Annotated in this window: 16 protein-coding genes; 3 read left to right on the forward strand and 13 right to left on the reverse strand. The window is 63.1% G+C overall.

Annotated features, from left to right (window positions below; all coding sequences use genetic code 11):
* Positions 1-147 precede the first annotated feature (147 nt).
* The 4 genes from MKZ91_RS15770 to ruvC all read right to left on the reverse strand — a co-directional run bounded on the left by MKZ91_RS15770 (position 148) and on the right by ruvC (position 3,374).
* Positions 148-1,047: a metallophosphoesterase gene (locus tag MKZ91_RS15770; protein ID WP_336171929.1), complete on the reverse strand. Its 900-nt coding sequence runs from the start codon at positions 1,045-1,047 to the stop codon at positions 148-150.
* Entirely contained in the window at positions 1,048-2,088 is a 1,041-nt protein-coding gene (gene ruvB / locus MKZ91_RS15775; RefSeq protein WP_336171930.1) for a Holliday junction branch migration DNA helicase RuvB, read from the reverse strand.
* A gap of 94 nt (positions 2,089-2,182) precedes the next feature.
* On the reverse strand, positions 2,183-2,800 hold the full coding sequence (gene ruvA, locus MKZ91_RS15780; protein WP_336171931.1) for a Holliday junction branch migration protein RuvA: 618 nt from the start codon (positions 2,798-2,800) through the stop codon (positions 2,183-2,185).
* Between the two features lie 61 nt (positions 2,801-2,861).
* The gene (gene ruvC / locus MKZ91_RS15785) at positions 2,862-3,374 is read right to left on the reverse strand and encodes a crossover junction endodeoxyribonuclease RuvC (protein WP_336171932.1); all 513 of its coding nucleotides are present in this window, start codon (positions 3,372-3,374) and stop codon (positions 2,862-2,864) included.
* A gap of 170 nt (positions 3,375-3,544) precedes the next feature.
* On the opposite strand from ruvC, the gene MKZ91_RS15790 reads away from it, so the two are divergent.
* Positions 3,545-4,546 (forward strand): LLM class flavin-dependent oxidoreductase, encoded by a 1,002-nt coding sequence (locus MKZ91_RS15790; RefSeq protein ID WP_336171933.1) that lies wholly within the window; start codon positions 3,545-3,547, stop codon positions 4,544-4,546.
* 12 nt (positions 4,547-4,558) lie between these two features.
* Here MKZ91_RS15790 and MKZ91_RS15795 read toward each other — a convergent pair whose 3' ends face one another.
* From MKZ91_RS15795 to MKZ91_RS15830, 8 genes are all read right to left on the reverse strand, one after another.
* Positions 4,559-5,188, reverse strand: a complete 630-nt coding sequence (locus MKZ91_RS15795; protein WP_336171934.1) for an HAD-IA family hydrolase — start codon at positions 5,186-5,188, stop codon at positions 4,559-4,561.
* A 72-nt stretch (positions 5,189-5,260) separates the two neighbouring features.
* Positions 5,261-6,007, reverse strand: coding sequence for a YebC/PmpR family DNA-binding transcriptional regulator (locus MKZ91_RS15800; RefSeq protein ID WP_336171936.1), 747 nt, complete (start codon positions 6,005-6,007; stop codon positions 5,261-5,263).
* Between the two features lie 85 nt (positions 6,008-6,092).
* Positions 6,093-6,575 (reverse strand): hypothetical protein, encoded by a 483-nt coding sequence (locus MKZ91_RS15805; RefSeq protein WP_336171939.1) that lies wholly within the window; start codon positions 6,573-6,575, stop codon positions 6,093-6,095.
* Positions 6,576-6,642: 67 nt separating this feature from the next.
* Complete coding sequence (locus tag MKZ91_RS15810; RefSeq protein WP_336172022.1) at positions 6,643-7,479, reverse strand: MBL fold metallo-hydrolase; 837 nt, start codon at positions 7,477-7,479, stop codon at positions 6,643-6,645.
* A gap of 281 nt (positions 7,480-7,760) precedes the next feature.
* Positions 7,761-10,940 (reverse strand): efflux RND transporter permease subunit, encoded by a 3,180-nt coding sequence (locus MKZ91_RS15815; RefSeq protein WP_336171941.1) that lies wholly within the window; start codon positions 10,938-10,940, stop codon positions 7,761-7,763.
* Positions 10,937-12,106, reverse strand: a complete 1,170-nt coding sequence (locus tag MKZ91_RS15820; protein ID WP_336171943.1) for an efflux RND transporter periplasmic adaptor subunit — start codon at positions 12,104-12,106, stop codon at positions 10,937-10,939. Before MKZ91_RS15820 ends, MKZ91_RS15815 begins: the two co-directional genes overlap by 4 nt.
* Positions 12,107-12,585: 479 nt before the next feature.
* Positions 12,586-13,410, reverse strand: coding sequence for a TIGR00282 family metallophosphoesterase (locus MKZ91_RS15825; RefSeq protein WP_034806196.1), 825 nt, complete (start codon positions 13,408-13,410; stop codon positions 12,586-12,588).
* 217 nt (positions 13,411-13,627) lie between these two features.
* Entirely contained in the window at positions 13,628-14,200 is a 573-nt protein-coding gene (locus MKZ91_RS15830; protein WP_336171947.1) for a 5-formyltetrahydrofolate cyclo-ligase, read from the reverse strand.
* Between the two features lie 358 nt (positions 14,201-14,558).
* Here MKZ91_RS15830 and MKZ91_RS15835 point away from each other — a divergent pair, with 358 nt between their 5' ends.
* On the forward strand, positions 14,559-14,768 hold the full coding sequence (locus MKZ91_RS15835) for a transcriptional regulator (RefSeq protein ID WP_336171948.1): 210 nt from the start codon (positions 14,559-14,561) through the stop codon (positions 14,766-14,768).
* Positions 14,769-14,804: 36 nt separating this feature from the next.
* Here MKZ91_RS15835 and MKZ91_RS15840 read toward each other — a convergent pair whose 3' ends face one another.
* The gene (locus MKZ91_RS15840) at positions 14,805-15,116 is read right to left on the reverse strand and encodes a hypothetical protein (protein WP_336171949.1); all 312 of its coding nucleotides are present in this window, start codon (positions 15,114-15,116) and stop codon (positions 14,805-14,807) included.
* A 23-nt stretch (positions 15,117-15,139) separates the two neighbouring features.
* On the opposite strand from MKZ91_RS15840, the gene MKZ91_RS15845 reads away from it, so the two are divergent.
* On the forward strand, positions 15,140-16,009 hold the full coding sequence (locus MKZ91_RS15845) for a LysR family transcriptional regulator (RefSeq protein ID WP_336171951.1): 870 nt from the start codon (positions 15,140-15,142) through the stop codon (positions 16,007-16,009).
* The last annotated feature ends 19 nt before the right edge of the window (positions 16,010-16,028 follow it).

A 16,028-nucleotide genomic window follows, 5' to 3' on the forward strand; every position in this document is an offset into this window, starting at 1 on the left:
AGATTTCATTGCCTGGAAACGTACCTCTTGATAGGCCCTGCCGGTCCGCCCACGCCATCACCGACATCGACTTCCAGCAAGCTGCCTTGCTACGGGTAAGGCTAGGATAATCATGGCAGAAGTATGCGAGGACCGCATGCAGACTGACTATCCGAGATCGACGACGACGATCTCTGGCGGCATGCCAAACCGAATGGGCGCAAGTGAGCAACCGAGGCCACCCGACACGATCAGGCTGCGATCGTCCTCGACCATGTGACCATAGGCGTAGCGGTCGCCGAAACGCGAGGGCACAACGGGCGCGTATCCGAGAAACCGGACCTGGCCGCCATGGGTATGGCCCGACAGCGTCAACGCAACCCGGGAAGGGACGCGCGGGAAGATGTCCGGCTCGTGCGCCAGCAGGATGACCGGGTCTCCATCACTGACCTGCGCCAGCGTGCCATCGAGGTCGTCGAGGCCACGCATGCGCTTGCGCTGCCATTTGTTGCCGGGCTTGAAGGCAAGCTGATCCTCGAGGCCGGCAATCCAGAAGCCGAAGCCGTCCTTCTCGAGCCGGATCGCCCGGTTGCTGTAGACGTTGACGCCGGCGGCGTGGAGCGCCTTGTGCCCAAAGGTCGGGCCGCCGTTCTTCTGGGCGGTCCTGTCCTCCCACCAGTCGTGATTGCCCATGACCGCATGAACCCCGAGCGGGGCCGTAAGCGTACCGAGGGCCTTCGCCCATTCGCTGGAATGCACGTAACGGGTGACGTAGTTCATGCCGGCCGCATAGTCGCCCAACAGGACCGTGATGTCGCCGCCAAGATTGTTGGCCTGCCGACAAATGGACTCGATGCGGCTGACGGGCATCCAGGGCTCGCACGCATGAATGTCGGCAAGTGCCACGACACGCAGCTTCAAGCCCGGCGTCCAGCCGGGAGGCGTCAGCTTGTAGCGGGTCACATTCAGCCGGGCGAGCGGCTCGAAGGCAAAGGCATAGCCACCGAGTGCTGCCATGCTGGCGATACCGCCGCCGATCATTTTCAACAATCCGCGGCGAGTGATCATCTATTCGTCCTCGAGTGTCAGTCGGAACTGCGCCGCCTCGACCTCTTTTGGTGGGTTGAGGCCGATATGTTTCCAGGCGTTTGCGGTCAAGATACGGCCGCGCGGTGTCCGCTGGATGAAACCTTGCTGAATAAGGTAAGGCTCGATGATGTCCTCGATCGCATCGCGCGGCTCGGAAAGACCGGCAGCGATCGTCTCAATGCCAACGGGTCCGCCGCCGAAATTCTGCGCGATCATGAACAGGTAGCGCCGGTCGAGTTGGTCGAGGCCCATGTTGTCGACGAGAAGCCGCGTCAGCGCTTCGTCGGCGATCTCCCGGGTCACGGCTTCGGCACGCGCCACTTCGGCGAAATCGCGCACCCGGCGCAAAAGCCGGCCGGCAATGCGCGGCGTGCCGCGGGCACGGCGGGCGATCTCGCGCGCGCCGTCGTCGGTCATGCCGAGGCCCATCAACCGGGCGCCGCGGCGCACGATCGATTCCAGTTCCTCGACCGTGTAGAAATTGAGCCGCACCGGAATGCCGAAGCGGTCACGAAGCGGCGTCGTCAACAGGCCGAGGCGGGTGGTTGCCGCCACCAGCGTGAACTTCGACAGGTCGATCTTGACTGAACGCGCCGCCGGTCCCTCGCCGATGATCAGGTCGAGCTGGAAATCTTCCATCGCCGGATAGAGGATTTCCTCGACCGCCGGGTTGAGACGGTGGATTTCGTCGATGAAGAGCACGTCGCGCTCTTCGAGATTGGTGAGCAGGGCGGCGAGATCGCCGGCCTTGGCGATGACAGGGCCGGAGGTCGAGCGGAAGTTGACGCCGAGCTCCTTGGCCATGATCTGCGCCAGCGTCGTCTTGCCGAGGCCGGGCGGACCGACGAACAGCACGTGGTCGAGTGCCTCGCCGCGGTTCTTGGCCGCCTCGATGAAGATCTTCAGGTTGGCGCGTGCCTCCGCCTGGCCGGTGAAATCGTCCAGTGTCTGCGGCCGCATCGTCGCGTCGAGATCCTCGCCGCGCTTTTCCGGCGCTATCAGGCGTGCCGCGTCAGTCATGCATTCGTTCCAATCAGTCCGTCGTCAGACGCAGACATCCGTCCTGCATCCGGCTCCATCCGTTCTGCCTTGAGCGCCCCGTCAAGGCAAGCGCTCATCGCGCCAGTTCTTTCAGGCCAAGGCGAATGAGCCTGGCGCTGTCGCCCCCTTCGCCGCCATTCTTCAAGGCCGCGGCAACGGCGTTGGCCGCCTGGTCGCGCGAATAGCCAAGGTTGGTGAGCGCCGAAACGGCATCGGAGACCGGCGCGGACGCAACGCCCTCACCAAGCTCCTGCTTGAGGCCGATCGATGCCGACATCTCGCCAGCAAAGGCTGGCGCCTTGTTCTTGAGTTCCGTGACGATGCGCACCGCCACCTTGGGCCCGACGCCCGGCGCGCGCGAGACCGACGTCTTGTCCTGCAGCGCGATCGCATTGGCGAGTTCGCCCGGCGTCAGCGTCGAAAGCACGGCAAGCGCCACCTTCGAGCCAACCCCCTGCACGCTCTGCAAGAGGCGGAACCATTCCCGCTCCAGGGCCGACAGGAAGCCGAACAGCTTCAACTGGTCCTCGCGCACATAGGTCTCGATGAAGAGCACCGCCGCCTCGCCAGCCGAACCGAGCTTGGACAAGGTGCGTGCCGAGCAGAAGGCAACGTAGCCGACGCCATGCACGTCGAGCACAACGTGATCCTCGCCGATCTCGTCGATGTTACCCTTCAATTTGCCGATCATGGGGCGTCTCCCGCGGTGGGATGGTCGCTCAGACCATCGGAAAAAATCTTGTCGGGCGCAACTACGCCATCAATGCGGCAAGCCGGCTCGTCACCGATTGACGATTGTGAGCGTGGCAGATGGCGATCGCCAGCGCGTCGGCCGCGTCATTGCCCTTGAACTCGACCTTCGGCATCAGGACCTTGATCATCATGTGAATCTGCTGCTTCTCGCCATGGCCGACGCCGATCACCGCCTTCTTGACGGCGTTGGGCGCATATTCGGCGACCCTTAAGCCCGCCCGTGCCGGAACCAGCATCGCGATGCCCCGTGCCTGCCCGAGCTTCAGCGTCGCCGTCGCATCCTTGTTGACGAAGGTCTGCTCGACCGCCGCCTCGTGCGGCTGGTAGCTGTGCACCACGTCGGCAAGGCCGTCATGCAGCTGGCAGAGCCGTGATGCCAGATCCATCTCGCCATCGGACGTCACGGTGCCGGAAGCGACGAAACGCAGCGAATTGCCGAGCGTCTCGATGATGCCCCAGCCGGTGCGGCGGAGGCCCGGATCGATGCCGATGATGCGAATCGTGGTCTGCATGAATTTCACCCTATGACGACAGTCCGGACGCTGCCAGCAAAAAGTGAACAAAACAAAAACATACGCACAACTGAGGCGGCAGATCAGGTTTTCTTCGCCACCACCCTTGGATTGAGGAAAATTGAGCTTACATAGCCTTTCATCAATTTCCCTCAACGAAGGCCTTTGCCATGGCGACTTTCTCCGTCCTCGATCTTTCCCCGATCACGCAAGGCGGCAGCGTCGCCCAATCGCTGGAAAATTCGCGCCGTCTTGCGCAGGCCGCGGAAGAAAACGGCTACCAGCGCTTTTGGCTTGCCGAGCACCACGGCATGAAGGGCATTGCGAGTGCGGCGACCTCGATCGTGATCTCGCATGTGGCAGCCGCCACCAAGACGATCCGCGTCGGCTCCGGCGGCATCATGCTGCCGAACCATTCGCCGCTGGTGATCGCCGAGCAGTTCGGCACGCTGGCAGCTCTCTATCCCGGCCGCATCGACCTCGGCCTTGGCCGCGCGCCTGGCACCGACATGCGCACCGCCCAGGCGCTGAGGCGCAACATGGAAGCGAGCGGCAACAATTTCCCGAACGACGTGGTCGAACTGCAGGCGCTGCTCGGCCCCGTCGCGGAAGACCAGAAGATCATCGCCGTGCCAGGCGCCGACGCCAATGTGCCGATCTGGCTCTTAGGCTCCAGTCATTTCAGCGCCCACCTCGCCGGCATGCTTGGCTTGCCTTTCGCCTTCGCCTCGCATTTCGCGCCCGATATGCTGCTTTCTGCGCTCGAGATCTACCGCGAGCGCTTCACCCCGTCCGAAACCCTCGACAAGCCGCATGTCATGGTCGGCGTCATGGGCGTCGCCGCCGATACGGACGAGGAGGCAAACTACCTCTTCACCTCGATGCAGCAGTCCTTCGTGGCACTAAGGCGCAACGCACGCGGCCAGTTTCCGCCACCGGTGCAGTCCATGGATGGGCTCTGGAGCTACGACGAAAAGATCTTCGTCGACCATTCGATGATGTATGCGGTTGTCGGCGGACCGGAGACGATCCGGCGCAAGATCGAAACGTTCCTCGATCAGACGAAGGCCGACGAGTTGATTATCTCCATGCCGATCTTCGACATGGAAGCGCGGCTGCGGTCGCTGCGCCTGTTTGCCGATGCGCAGAGGGATCTCGCGAAGGCCGCCTGAGGCTGATATCGGTCAGTTCGCTCCAAAAGCCGGCGCGATCTCTTCCATTCGACCAAAGAACCGATCCGGCCTGAGCCCTTGCAGAAAGATCGGATCGGCATAGCCCCATCCAACCGCACCGGACGCGATACCCGCCTTTCGCGCCGCCTCGATGTCGCGCGCCTCGTCGCCGATCGCCAGAATGCGCGACGCATGCAAACCGGAAAAGCGGATCGCCCGCTTGAAATGCTGCGCCTTGCCAAAGAGCGCCGCGCCGCATTCATAAAGATCGACGGTTGCCGCCACGTCGCCGAGAGCTGCGCGAATGCTCTCCTCCGCATTGGAGCTGACAATGGCGATGCCAATGCCGGCGGCTTTCAACCGCAAAAGCAGATCGGCAGCACCCGGAAACAGCTGCACGGATTCGGCCTCGGCCGCCATGGCACGCCGCATGAAGGTGGCAATCTGCGGCAGCTTCCACATCGGCACCGCCATATGCGCGATGATTTCGCGATTGCTCATCGCCCTTAGCGACTGGAACTCCTCGACGGAAAGTTCCCGGAAGCCGAAGTGTCGAGCCGCACTGTTGCAGGCGAGCATGAAACTCGCTGCCGTATCGGCAAGCGTGCCGTCGAAATCGAAGATCGCGAAGTCATAGGTCATCGGCGCCATTGAAAGAAAAACCCGTGCCCTTTCGGACACGGGTGAATGCTTGGGACGCTATCAGCTTTCCAATCAGGCCGACAGCTTCGCCAGGATCTCGTCCGACACTTCGAAGTTCGAATAGACGTTCTGGACGTCGTCATCGTCTTCGAGAATGTCGATGAGCTTCATCAGCGACTGCGCCTTTTCCTCATCGACCGGCACGGTGTTCTGGGCCTTCCAGATCGCCTTGACGGTCTCGGCTTCGCCGAGCGTGTCTTCGAGCGCCTTGGAGACCTCACCGATCGCTTCGAAACCGCAGATGATCGAGTGGCCGTCCTCGTCGGTGGTCACATCGTCGGCACCGGCCTCGATCGCCGCTTCCATAACCGTGTCGGCGTCACCGACCGAGAGCTTGTAGGTGATTTCGCCGACGCGGTCGAAGGAGAAGGAAACCGAGCCGGTTTCGCCGAGCGCGCCGCCGGCCTTGGTGAAGGTCGAGCGGACGTTGGAGGCTGTGCGGTTGCGGTTGTCGGTCAGCGCTTCGACGATGACGGCGACGCCACCCGGGCCGTAGCCCTCGTAGCGGACTTCTTCGTAGTTCTCGGAGTCACCGCCGGACGCCTTCTTGATTGCCCGTTCGATGTTGTCCTTCGGCATCGACTGCGCCTTGGCGTTCTGGATCGCCAGGCGCAGGCGCGCGTTCATCGCCGGGTCCGGCATGCCGGCCTTTGCGGCAACGGTGATTTCGCGCGCGAGCTTGGAAAACATTTTCGAGCGCACCGCATCCTGACGGCCCTTGCGGTGCATGATGTTCTTGAACTGTGAATGGCCAGCCATGGCACCCTCTGCATGCATGAATTTGAATGGAATGGGGCGCCTTATAGTTTTATTGCCGCTTTCCGTCCAGCCGGGGCGCCGCTTTTCAATTGGCCGACACCTGCGCGCGGCTCAAGAGGAAGCCATGTCCGTCGTCACGACGGCAGGAAAGCCCGGTTCTTTCCGAAAGGCAGGAGAACGGCCCGACTGACCAGGTCTGTCCGTAATCGAGCACCTGCACGGCCGAGCAGCAACTCGGATCGCCAACGGCGTGATCGAGCGTCGCAGTCCCCGCACGGCCAAGGGTGGCGCGAACATAACGTGGCGCGACGATATCGCAGGCGAGCTCGGGCCCACCGTCCTGAGGCTGGTAAACCGCCGTGCCGCCTTCGGGCGTGTAGACGCAGCCGATATTGCCCGAGGGCATCATGAACATTTCCTGCTCGCCGGCGGGCGGGTCTGCCGTCGCCGGCAGGCTTTGCTCTTGCTGTCCTTCGGCAGAAGGCATGCGCGGTGGTGGTGCACCACCCGCCTCGGCCACGGTCGAAAGGGAGAGAAAGATCGAAACGCCAACCACAAGCAACTTCATCGGGCGATCCTAGAGCATGCCGCGCACCGCAGCGGTTCTGCGACAACGACATGCAACAATTCAGAACTCAGACGCCTTGAAGAATATAAATCAGTGGTTTGCTTGGCAAGGAACGCAACGAGACTTTGACGCTGGCGCTGTCAGCGAAACGCTTGTCGTAGTCGTCGCCGAACATGTCGAGGAAGGCGTCGATCGGCGGACCGCGACGATGCATCGGCAAGATCAGCGAAGAGCGCAGCCGGCTGACGACCCGGCTCATGCTTTCCGCCCCCATGGTGAGCCCGCCGTCGACCGGCACCATCAGGATATCGAGCCTGCCGATCTGGCGGTAATGGCTGTCGTCGAGTTCGTGATGGAGATGGCCGAGATGACCGATGCAGAGATCCGCCACCTCGAAGATGAAGATCGAGTTGCCGTCGTGTTCCATCGCGGCACCCCCGGCACGGATATCCGTCGTGACGTTGCGAATGAAGGCATCACCGACCACCAGATCATGGCGCGCCGGTGCACCGTTGTCGCCCCAGCCGTGCAGCACGGTCTTGATCGCCGGATCCGGCGCCAGCGTGTAGTGGCTTGAATGCGCCTTGTTCATCGTCACCACCGTCGGCGGTGTCGCGGGCGCAAACCAGCCATTGTAGTCGGTCGCGATCGAAACGCCGCCGGGCGTCTCAATCAGGAAGGTGGAGTGGCCGAGATAACTGATCGTCACCTCTCCGACCACTGTCCGCTTCGTGGTGGCAGCGGCCGGCGTGAAACTGGCGAAGGTCGCCTGTGGCAGCGCCTCGGCGATCGCCTGGCACTGACTGGCGTGTTGGGGCTGTTGCTGCGCGCGCGCGACTGACGGCCAGAACGTGTGAATGAGCCAGATGGTGGCGAACGTGTAGAAAAGGTAGCGGAGCATCAGCCTTCACCTCTCTCACCTTGACCACGTGGCCTTAAGCCGGAGGGCTCATGCCATGCAGCCGTTGAACAGCGAATGGAAGCCTTTGCCTTCGCTCGGCCGAACCACGGCGTCACGGGCAGGGAGAGAATTGTTCAATGAATTGGCTGCGTCCAGTTACAAACGCCCCGCCGTGCTCACGTTTGCGTCACCGCCCCTACGGCGGCAATTGGGAAACGGTCCCTTTTGACAGCAAACGCCCCGGCATTTCTGCCGGGGCGTCGCCGCGTTTGAGACCCGTGGCGCTATTCGGCCGGGTGGGGCGCGGGCTCGGTCACCGCCGTCGACTTGCGTCGCCTGAACGACCTGAGCGCCACATAGAACACCGGGGTCAGGAACAGGCCGAGGAAGGTAACCCCCAGCATGCCCGAGAACACGGCGGTTCCGAGCGACTGGCGCATTTCCGCACCCGGGCCGGTGGCAATCATCAGCGGCACGACGCCGAGAATAAAGGCAAACGCGGTCATCAGGATCGGCCGCAGGCGCAACTGGCTCGCCTCCACCGCCGCCTCGATCGGCGTCTTGCCCTCGTCTTCTCCCTGCCGGGCGAACTCGACGATCAGGATGGCGTTCTTGGCCGCAAGGCCGATCAGAACGATCAACCCGATCTGCGTCAGCACGTTGTTGTCGAGACCGCGGATCGACACGCCGACCAGCGCCGAAAGCACGCCGAGCGGCACGATCAGGATGATCGCCAGCGGCAGCACCCAGCTTTCATACTGGGCGGACAGCGCCAGGAACACGAAGACGACCGACAGTGCGAAGATGAACACGGCCGTGTTGCCCGTCTGGCGCTCCTGGAAGGCGAGTTCCGTCCACTCAAAGGTGGTGCCCTGCGGCAGGATCTGGGCGGCAAGCGCCTCCATCTTGTCGAGCGCCGTGCCGGTCGAGACGCCGACGGCAGGATTGCCCTGGATCGGCACCGAGACGTACATGTTGTAGCGCTGCACCAGCGTTGGACCGGCCGTGTCGCGGATCTCGACGAGCGTTCCCATCGGCACCAGGGCGCCGGTTGCCGAACGCACCTTCAGCGCCAGGATGTTGTCCCGTTCCACACGGTACTGCTGGTCGGCCTGCGCCCGCACCTGGTAGACGCGGCCAAACGCGTTGAAGTCGTTGACGTAGGACGTGCCGAGGTTGATCGACAACGCTTCGAAGATGTTGGGGATCGGCACGTTGAGCGTGCGCGCCTTGTCGCGGTCGATCGCCAGGAAGTACTGCGGGCTCGAGGCGGAGAAGGTGGTAAAGACACCCGTCAGCCCCTCCGTCTGGTTGGCAGCGCCCATCATCTGGTAGGCGAGACCCAGGGCGCGGCGCATGTCGGCGCTCTGGCGGTCCATGATCTGCATCTTGAAGCCGCCGGAGTTGCCGATACCGCGTACCGACGGCGGCGGCACGGCGATGATGAAGGCCTCCTGGATGCTCTGCAGGCTGCCATAGAGCTGGCCGATGATCTGGTTTGCGTTTTGACCGTGCTTCAGCCGCTCTTCGAAGCTCTCGAAGGAGGCAAAGACCACGCCCGAGTTGGAGGCGTTGGTGAAGGTCGCACCGTTGAAGCCGGCAAAGGCAACCGCGCTCTTTACCCCTGGCACGTCCTGGATGATCTTCGAGGCGCGCTTGACCACGGCGTCGGTGCGATCGAGCGAAGCCCCGTCGGGCAACTGGATGACGACGATCGCATAGCCCTGGTCCATGGTCGGCACGAAGCCGCGCGGCACGATCTGTGCCATGTACCAGGTGGCCCCGAGCAGGCCGGCGAAGACGATGAGTGCCGCAGCAAGTGCGGTCTTGGTCGACACCAGCGCGCGCACCATCCGCGCATAGACCTCAGCCATCCGGTCGAAGCCGTTGTTAAAGCCGTTGGCCAGGGACTTGCCGAACCGCGTCAACGGGTTGCGGCTTTCATGATGGCCATTTTCGTGCGGCTTCAACAGGATCGCCGCCAGCGCCGGCGACAGCGTCAGCGAGTTGAAGGCGGAAATCACCGTCGCGACCGAGATCGTCACGGCGAACTGCAGGTAGAACTGGCCGGCGATGCCGGGAATGAAGGCCGTCGGCACGAAGACGGCCGTCAACACCAGCGAGATGGCGATGACCGCGGCCCCCACCTCGTCCATCGTCACGTGTGACGCCTCGCGCGGGGTCATGCCGCGCGCGAGATTTCGCTCGACATTCTCGACGACGACGATGGCATCGTCGACGACGATACCGATCGCCAGCACCAGGCCGAACAGCGTCAGCATGTTCAGCGAGAAGCCGAAGGCGTAGAGGACGGCGAAGGTACCGACGAGCGATACGGGGATGGCGACGATCGGGATGATCGCCGTGCGCCAGGATTGCAGGAAGACGAGAACGACGATGGCGACGAGAATGGCCGCCTCGGCGATCGTCTTGTAGACCTCGTTGATCGATTCCGAGATGAACTCGGTGGGATTGTAGACGATCCGGTACTCGAGCCCTTCCGGAAAGTCGCGCGAGACGTCGGTCATCACCTTCTGGATCTGCGCGGCGGCATCGAGCGCATTGGTGCCCGGCCGCGAGAAGATGCCGAGCGCCACCGCCGGGCTGCCATCGAGATAGCTGTTGTTGACATATTCGCGGGCGCCGAGCTCGACGCGCGCGACGTCCTGCAGTTGCACGAGACGGCCGGCTTCCGTCGCCTTGACGATGACGTAGCGGAATTGCCGCGCATCGCTGAAGCGGCCATCGGTGGTGACCGTATACTGGAAGGCGCTGTCACCTGGCGCGGGCGGGCCGCCGATCGAGCCGCCCGACACCTGGACGTTCTGCTCGCGCAGCGCCTGCACCACGTCACCGGCGGTCATGCCATAGGCTGACAGCTTTTCCGGGTCGAGCCAGACACGCAGGGCATATTCGCGCTCGCCGAACAGGATGACGTCACCGACACCGTCAAGCCGCACAAGCAGGTCGCGAATGCGCGTGCGCGCATAGTTCGAGACGTAGAGCTGATCGTAGCGTTCGGTCGGCGAGAGCAGGTGCACGACCATCATCAGGTCGGGCGAGCTCTTGGCCGTGGTGATGCCGATGCGCCGGACTTCCTCCGGCAGACGCGGCTCGGCGATCGACACACGGTTCTGCACCAGCACCTGCGCCTGGTCGAGGTCGGTGCCGAGCTTGAAGGTGATCGTCAGCGCCATCGAGCCGTCAGCGGTCGAATAGGAGGACATGTAGAGCATGTTCTCCACACCGTTGATCTCCTGCTCGAGCGGGGTCGCAACCGTGTTGGCGACAGTATCGGCGTCGGCACCGGGATAGGCCGCCCTGACGACGATCGTCGGCGGGGCGATTTCCGGGTACTGCGCCACCGGAAGCTGGAAATAGGCGATGCTGCCGACGATCAGCAGCACGATCGAAAGCACCGATGCGAAGATCGGCCGGTCGACGAAAAAGTGAGCGAACCTCATTGTGCCGCCCCCGTGGCCGGCGCCGCCGTGGATGGCCCTTCGGGCGGCAACTGGATCGCCTCGGGCTTCACCTTGGTGCCCGGACGCGCCCGCATCAGGCCATTGACGACGATGGTCTCCTCACCCGTCATGCCTGAGCGGATGACGCGGTAGCCGTGCACCCTCGGGCCGAGGCGTACCGGCTTGGTCACCACGGTTCCGTCAGCGGTCACTTCGTAAACGATGCGCTCGTTCTGGTCGGCGCCGATCGCCTCGTCCGGGATGAGCACCGCCTTGTAGGTGTTCGAGCCTTCGATCTGCACGCGGCCGAAGAGGCCGGGCTGCAGCACCAGTTTCGGATTGTCGAGGCGGGCACGCACGCGCATGGTGCCGCTCTCGGGGTCGACGCGGTTTTCGGCGAAGTCGAGCTTGCCCTTGAACGGTTCTTCATTGGAATCGGCGATGGTGACGAGTACTTCGAGCGAACCGCCACCTTCCTGGAGCGCGGCGCCGCGCTCGCGCGCAACCCGCGCGTAGGAAAGCAGTCGCCGCTCGTCGACGTCGAAGTAAAAGTCGATCGGGTCGAGCGAGACAATCGTCGTCAGCACGGTCTGGTCGGCCTGCACGAGGTTACCGGTCGAAAGCAGACGCCGGTCTACACGACCACTGAGCGGGGCTGTGATGGTCGTGTAGTCGAGGTCGAGCTTGGCGCGTTCGACCGCTGCTTCCGAGCCGCGCACCAGCGCCTGCGCCGAAAGCAGCTCACGGCGATGATCGTCGAGCGTCGAGATCGACAGCGTTCCGGTGCCGGTCAGCGACTGCGTCCGCTTGAACTGCGCGTCGGCGAATTCAAGCGTCGAACGCGCCGATTCCAAGGTCGACTCGGCCTGGGAGAGAGCCGTTCGATAGGGACGCTGGTCGATGACGAAGAGCTTGTCGCCTTTTTTCACCAGGGCGCCGTCGGTGAAATTGATCTCGTCGAGATAGCCGCCGATGCGGGCGCGAACCTGTACCTCGTCGACCGGCTCGAACCGACCGATGAACTCGTCGCTGTCGATGACATCACGCACGACGGGCTTGGCGACGGTCACGACAGGCAATTGCGCGTCCTGCGCCTTGGCTGCGACAACGCAAAGAAGGGAAAGAGAAGCACCGACGATCATCGGCAAATGCCACTTAGACAACATGCACGCCCTCCGAATGCACTGGGATCACGGTGCGCGACCGTCCGACCGGAGCACCGCAATCGCCTTGAATACTCCAGAGCCGGACATAAGCGGAAATTCGCCGCATTGCCGTCCCGCTCCGCACAAATCCTCGGATCGGGAGCGATCCAAGAGGCAAAATCACTCAAGCAATCAAATGATACAGCGCTTCCGCTCTTCGGCCGGCGAACGCCGTCGGGTCAAATTCGCTGGCAGCAAGAAAGGCTCCCGATGCTCAGCTACAACATTCCACGCCCGCAATCGAAGACTACGGACACGCGGCAATCTGCAAAAACGCACGAATAAACCGCACCCCGGCCCGGCGCGATTTCGCGTTAACCTGCCATCATTTGATGGGGTTGTCACCTTGAAAAAAATCAATTCCTCGAAGGCGATACGTGATCAGATCAACGCTCGCGCGAGGCCTTGTCAATCGGCTCCGGATGCCGCTGGGCTCTCGTTCAGGACCAGAAGTCCGGGATCGTTTCGGCCAGCCTCGGCCCGAGACGCAACGGAGCGATCTTTTCGGCGAGACCGGTACGGTCGGAGATCTCGACGCCAAGACCGCAGATGGTCGCGGGACCCGAGGCCGCCTCGAAACGCCCCTTCGGCATCTTCGAGATGAAACGGTTGAGCGGCTCTTCCTTGTCCATGCCGAGCGAGGAATCGTAATCGCCACACATGCCGGCGTCGCTCATATAGGCGGTACCGCCGTTGAGGATCTGGTGGTCTGCGGTCGGCACATGGGTGTGCGTGCCGACGACGAGGCTGGCGCGGCCATCGACGAAATGGCCGAAGCACTGCTTCTCGCTAGTGGCTTCCGCATGAAAGTCGAAGACGATCGCGTCCGCCTGTTCGCCGAGCGGGCAGGCATCGAGAATGGCCTCCGCCGACTTGAAGGGGTCATCGAGCTCCGGATGCATGAAGACGCGACCCATGACGTTGGCGACCAGCACGCGCGCGCCATTGCGGGCGAAAAACAGGTTGGAGCCGCGACCGGGGGTGCCCGCCGGATAATTGGCCGGGCGCAAAAACTGGTCGTGCCGCTCGCAGAACACCACGGCTTCCTTCTGGTCCCAGACGTGATTGCCTGTGGTCACCACATCGGCCCCGGCGTTGATCGTCTCGAGGAAGATGTCCTCGGTGATGCCGAAGCCGCCGGCGGCATTCTCGCCGTTGACGATGACGAAATCGAGCTTGAGGTCTCCGATCAATCCTGGAAGCCGCTCCCAGACCGCCGTGCGGCCGGTCTTGCCCACCATATCGCCCAGAAACAGAAGCCTCATGCTCGCTCAATCCCACCAGAGCAGGTCCGGTGGAAGCGCGTCAGTGATGTTGGCGTCCGGAGCTGCGTAAAACAAAGAGATAGAGCGTCTACACGATCCCAACGCTGCTGGAAACGTTTTAGATCGGCATCACGGAAATCGACGGGGCAACGACCTCTCGGGTCGACCGGTTTGGCTTCAACGGCCCGGCGCCGTCCACAGGCTTCTCAGCGATGTCCTAGAAATGCCGAAAGCCGCTCTCCGTCAGCACCGCGTCCAGGGCCACGTCATGCGGTTCGGCCGGAACCGCATCCACCTCCTGGCAATCGAAAGCTATGCCGATCAGCTTCGGCAGGTGGCCCTTGTTGCGCAGCCGGTCGATGGCCCGGTCGTAGTAGCCGGCGCCGTAGCCGATCCGGTGACCGGTCGCATCGAAGGCGGAAAGCGGCACCAGCATGATGTCGGGGTCGAGTTCCGGCGCCTCCGGCCCCGGGCCCGTCGTGCCGAAGCCGGTCGCGATGACGTCGACGCCATCGAGCAATTCGCGAAAGACAATGGTCTTCTTGTCCATGATGACAGGCAGGCACAGCCGGGCGCCGCGGCTTTTCAGCCGCGCCATCAGCGGCCTTATGTCGACCTCCGAGCGGATCGGCCAGAAGCCCGAGACGATGTGTCCGGGATCGAGCGCGATGACGTCGCCTGCATGATCGGCCATGGTCAGGCTTGCCTCGATCCGTATCTCCGCCGGCATCGCATCGCGCAGCGCCAGCCTCTCCTTACGCAGCGCCGCCTTCAAATCCTTCGGTGACATTCAGCACCTCTCCTGCCAGCCCGCCGCCTGCCATCGTCGACGAAAGAATTTCTTCCCGAAATGGCACAGGCCCGTCTTTTCTCGCCGATTCCCGGTCCGGCCGCCAGCCTGTTTACCGCATCGCGCCGCTTGCACATCCCCAACATCGTCGACTTTGCCGCAGTTTGCGACACACGTGACGGCACTTCCCGGTTCGGCACAGCATTAGCCTTCCATTCATCATGGACGCGGGTTCCGCTTTCGCGAATTGCCGACCGCGTGCAAATAAGGACACGTTTTCAAATAATTAGCAGGAACTAATTCCCGCGCTCGATGTATGGACGCGCGCCTGCAGGCAGCAGTGGAAAAGCCGACGTCCATGAAGGACCAGATGAACGAACTCGACCCGTTGGAACTGCGCTGCCTGACGCTGGCCGCCCGCGGCCGCACGCGTCAGGACATGATGCGCGAGACCGACATCCCGCTCGACCGGATCGACCAGGCACTGGAAGACGCCATGCGCAAACTTCAGGCGGGCAACCTCGCCGAAGCGGTCTTTCGCGCCGCCAGGCTCGACCTCATCTCTTAAGGCCCCGGCGCACGACAACCCTGCCGGCCGAGGCGCTCACAGCAGCCAATGCGAGCGGTAGACAACTTCCCGCCTCGATCCTTGCCACCGCACGGGCCCGACGGCGGCGGCCTCGATCCCGGCATCGCGCAGAAGCAGCGGCCGGCATGCCGGCACCTCGGCCGCTACCTCCGGCAACAGCAGCTCAGCCACCTTTCGCATCACCTGGCGCCGGGCGGCCACGGATGTTTCGGAAAAAGCGAAAACGGCAAGAACGCTCATGGGAAAATCCTGCGCAAGATGGTGTGACCGGGTGATCTTCGCCCGCTCGTTGACATCTGGCAAACGAATTGCAAGCATGGCAACCATCAGAATTTCTGATGGTAACGGCCATGTCCCTTCCGCTCGACAGTGATCTGCTCAGAACCTTTCTCGCCGTCGTTGACACCGGCAATGTCACCCGCGCGGCTGATATCGTCGGCCGCACCCAATCAGCCGTCAGCATGCAAATCAGGAAGCTCGAGGACATGCTCGGCGACGCCCTGTTCGAACGCCATTCGCGCGGCGTCGTGCTGACGCCGCAGGGGCTCCGCCTGGTCGACAATGCACGCCGCATCGTCACCCTGCTTGACGACACTGCCGCTGCCATGCGCCAGCCAGCCCTCGATGGCGCGGTGCGCATCGGCATCCCCGAGGAATACATCAATTCCACTCTGCCGAAGGCGCTCGGCAGTTTCGCCGCCATTCATCCCGGCGTCGAGGTGACCGTGCAGCAGGGCGCGTCGATAACCAATGTGGCAGCACTCGAGGCCGGCGAGATCGATCTCGCCGTCGTTTTCGAACCCGGTGGCAAGACAAAGAACGAAGTGCTGATGATGGATCCGACGGTCTGGGCAACCTCGGAGCAGCACCGCACCGACGAGCGCCGGCCGGTGCCGATTGCCACCTATACCTACCTGGAGGGCGGGTGGTGCGACGACCTCGCCTTGCGCAACCTGAAGAGAAGCCGCATCGACAGCCGCGTCGCCTATGTCAGCCGCACCAGTGGCGGCCTGATGGCGGCGGTGGTCTCGGGTCTTGCGATCGCGCCGCTTGCCCGCAGCAGCATCCCGGCCGGATGTCGCGAGTTGACCGCCGATGACGGTTACGAGGTGATCGACTACTCCAACGTCGTCCTGCGGATATCGAAGGCTGGAAACGGCAAGGACCGGATCGTCGAGGCCATGGCCGACGCCATTCGCCGGGCTTTTGCCGGAGACTGAGTGGCCGCCAAAGGGGAGA

The organism is Ensifer sp. MJa1 (genome assembly GCF_037026475.1).
Classification (GTDB): domain Bacteria; phylum Pseudomonadota; class Alphaproteobacteria; order Rhizobiales; family Rhizobiaceae; genus Ensifer.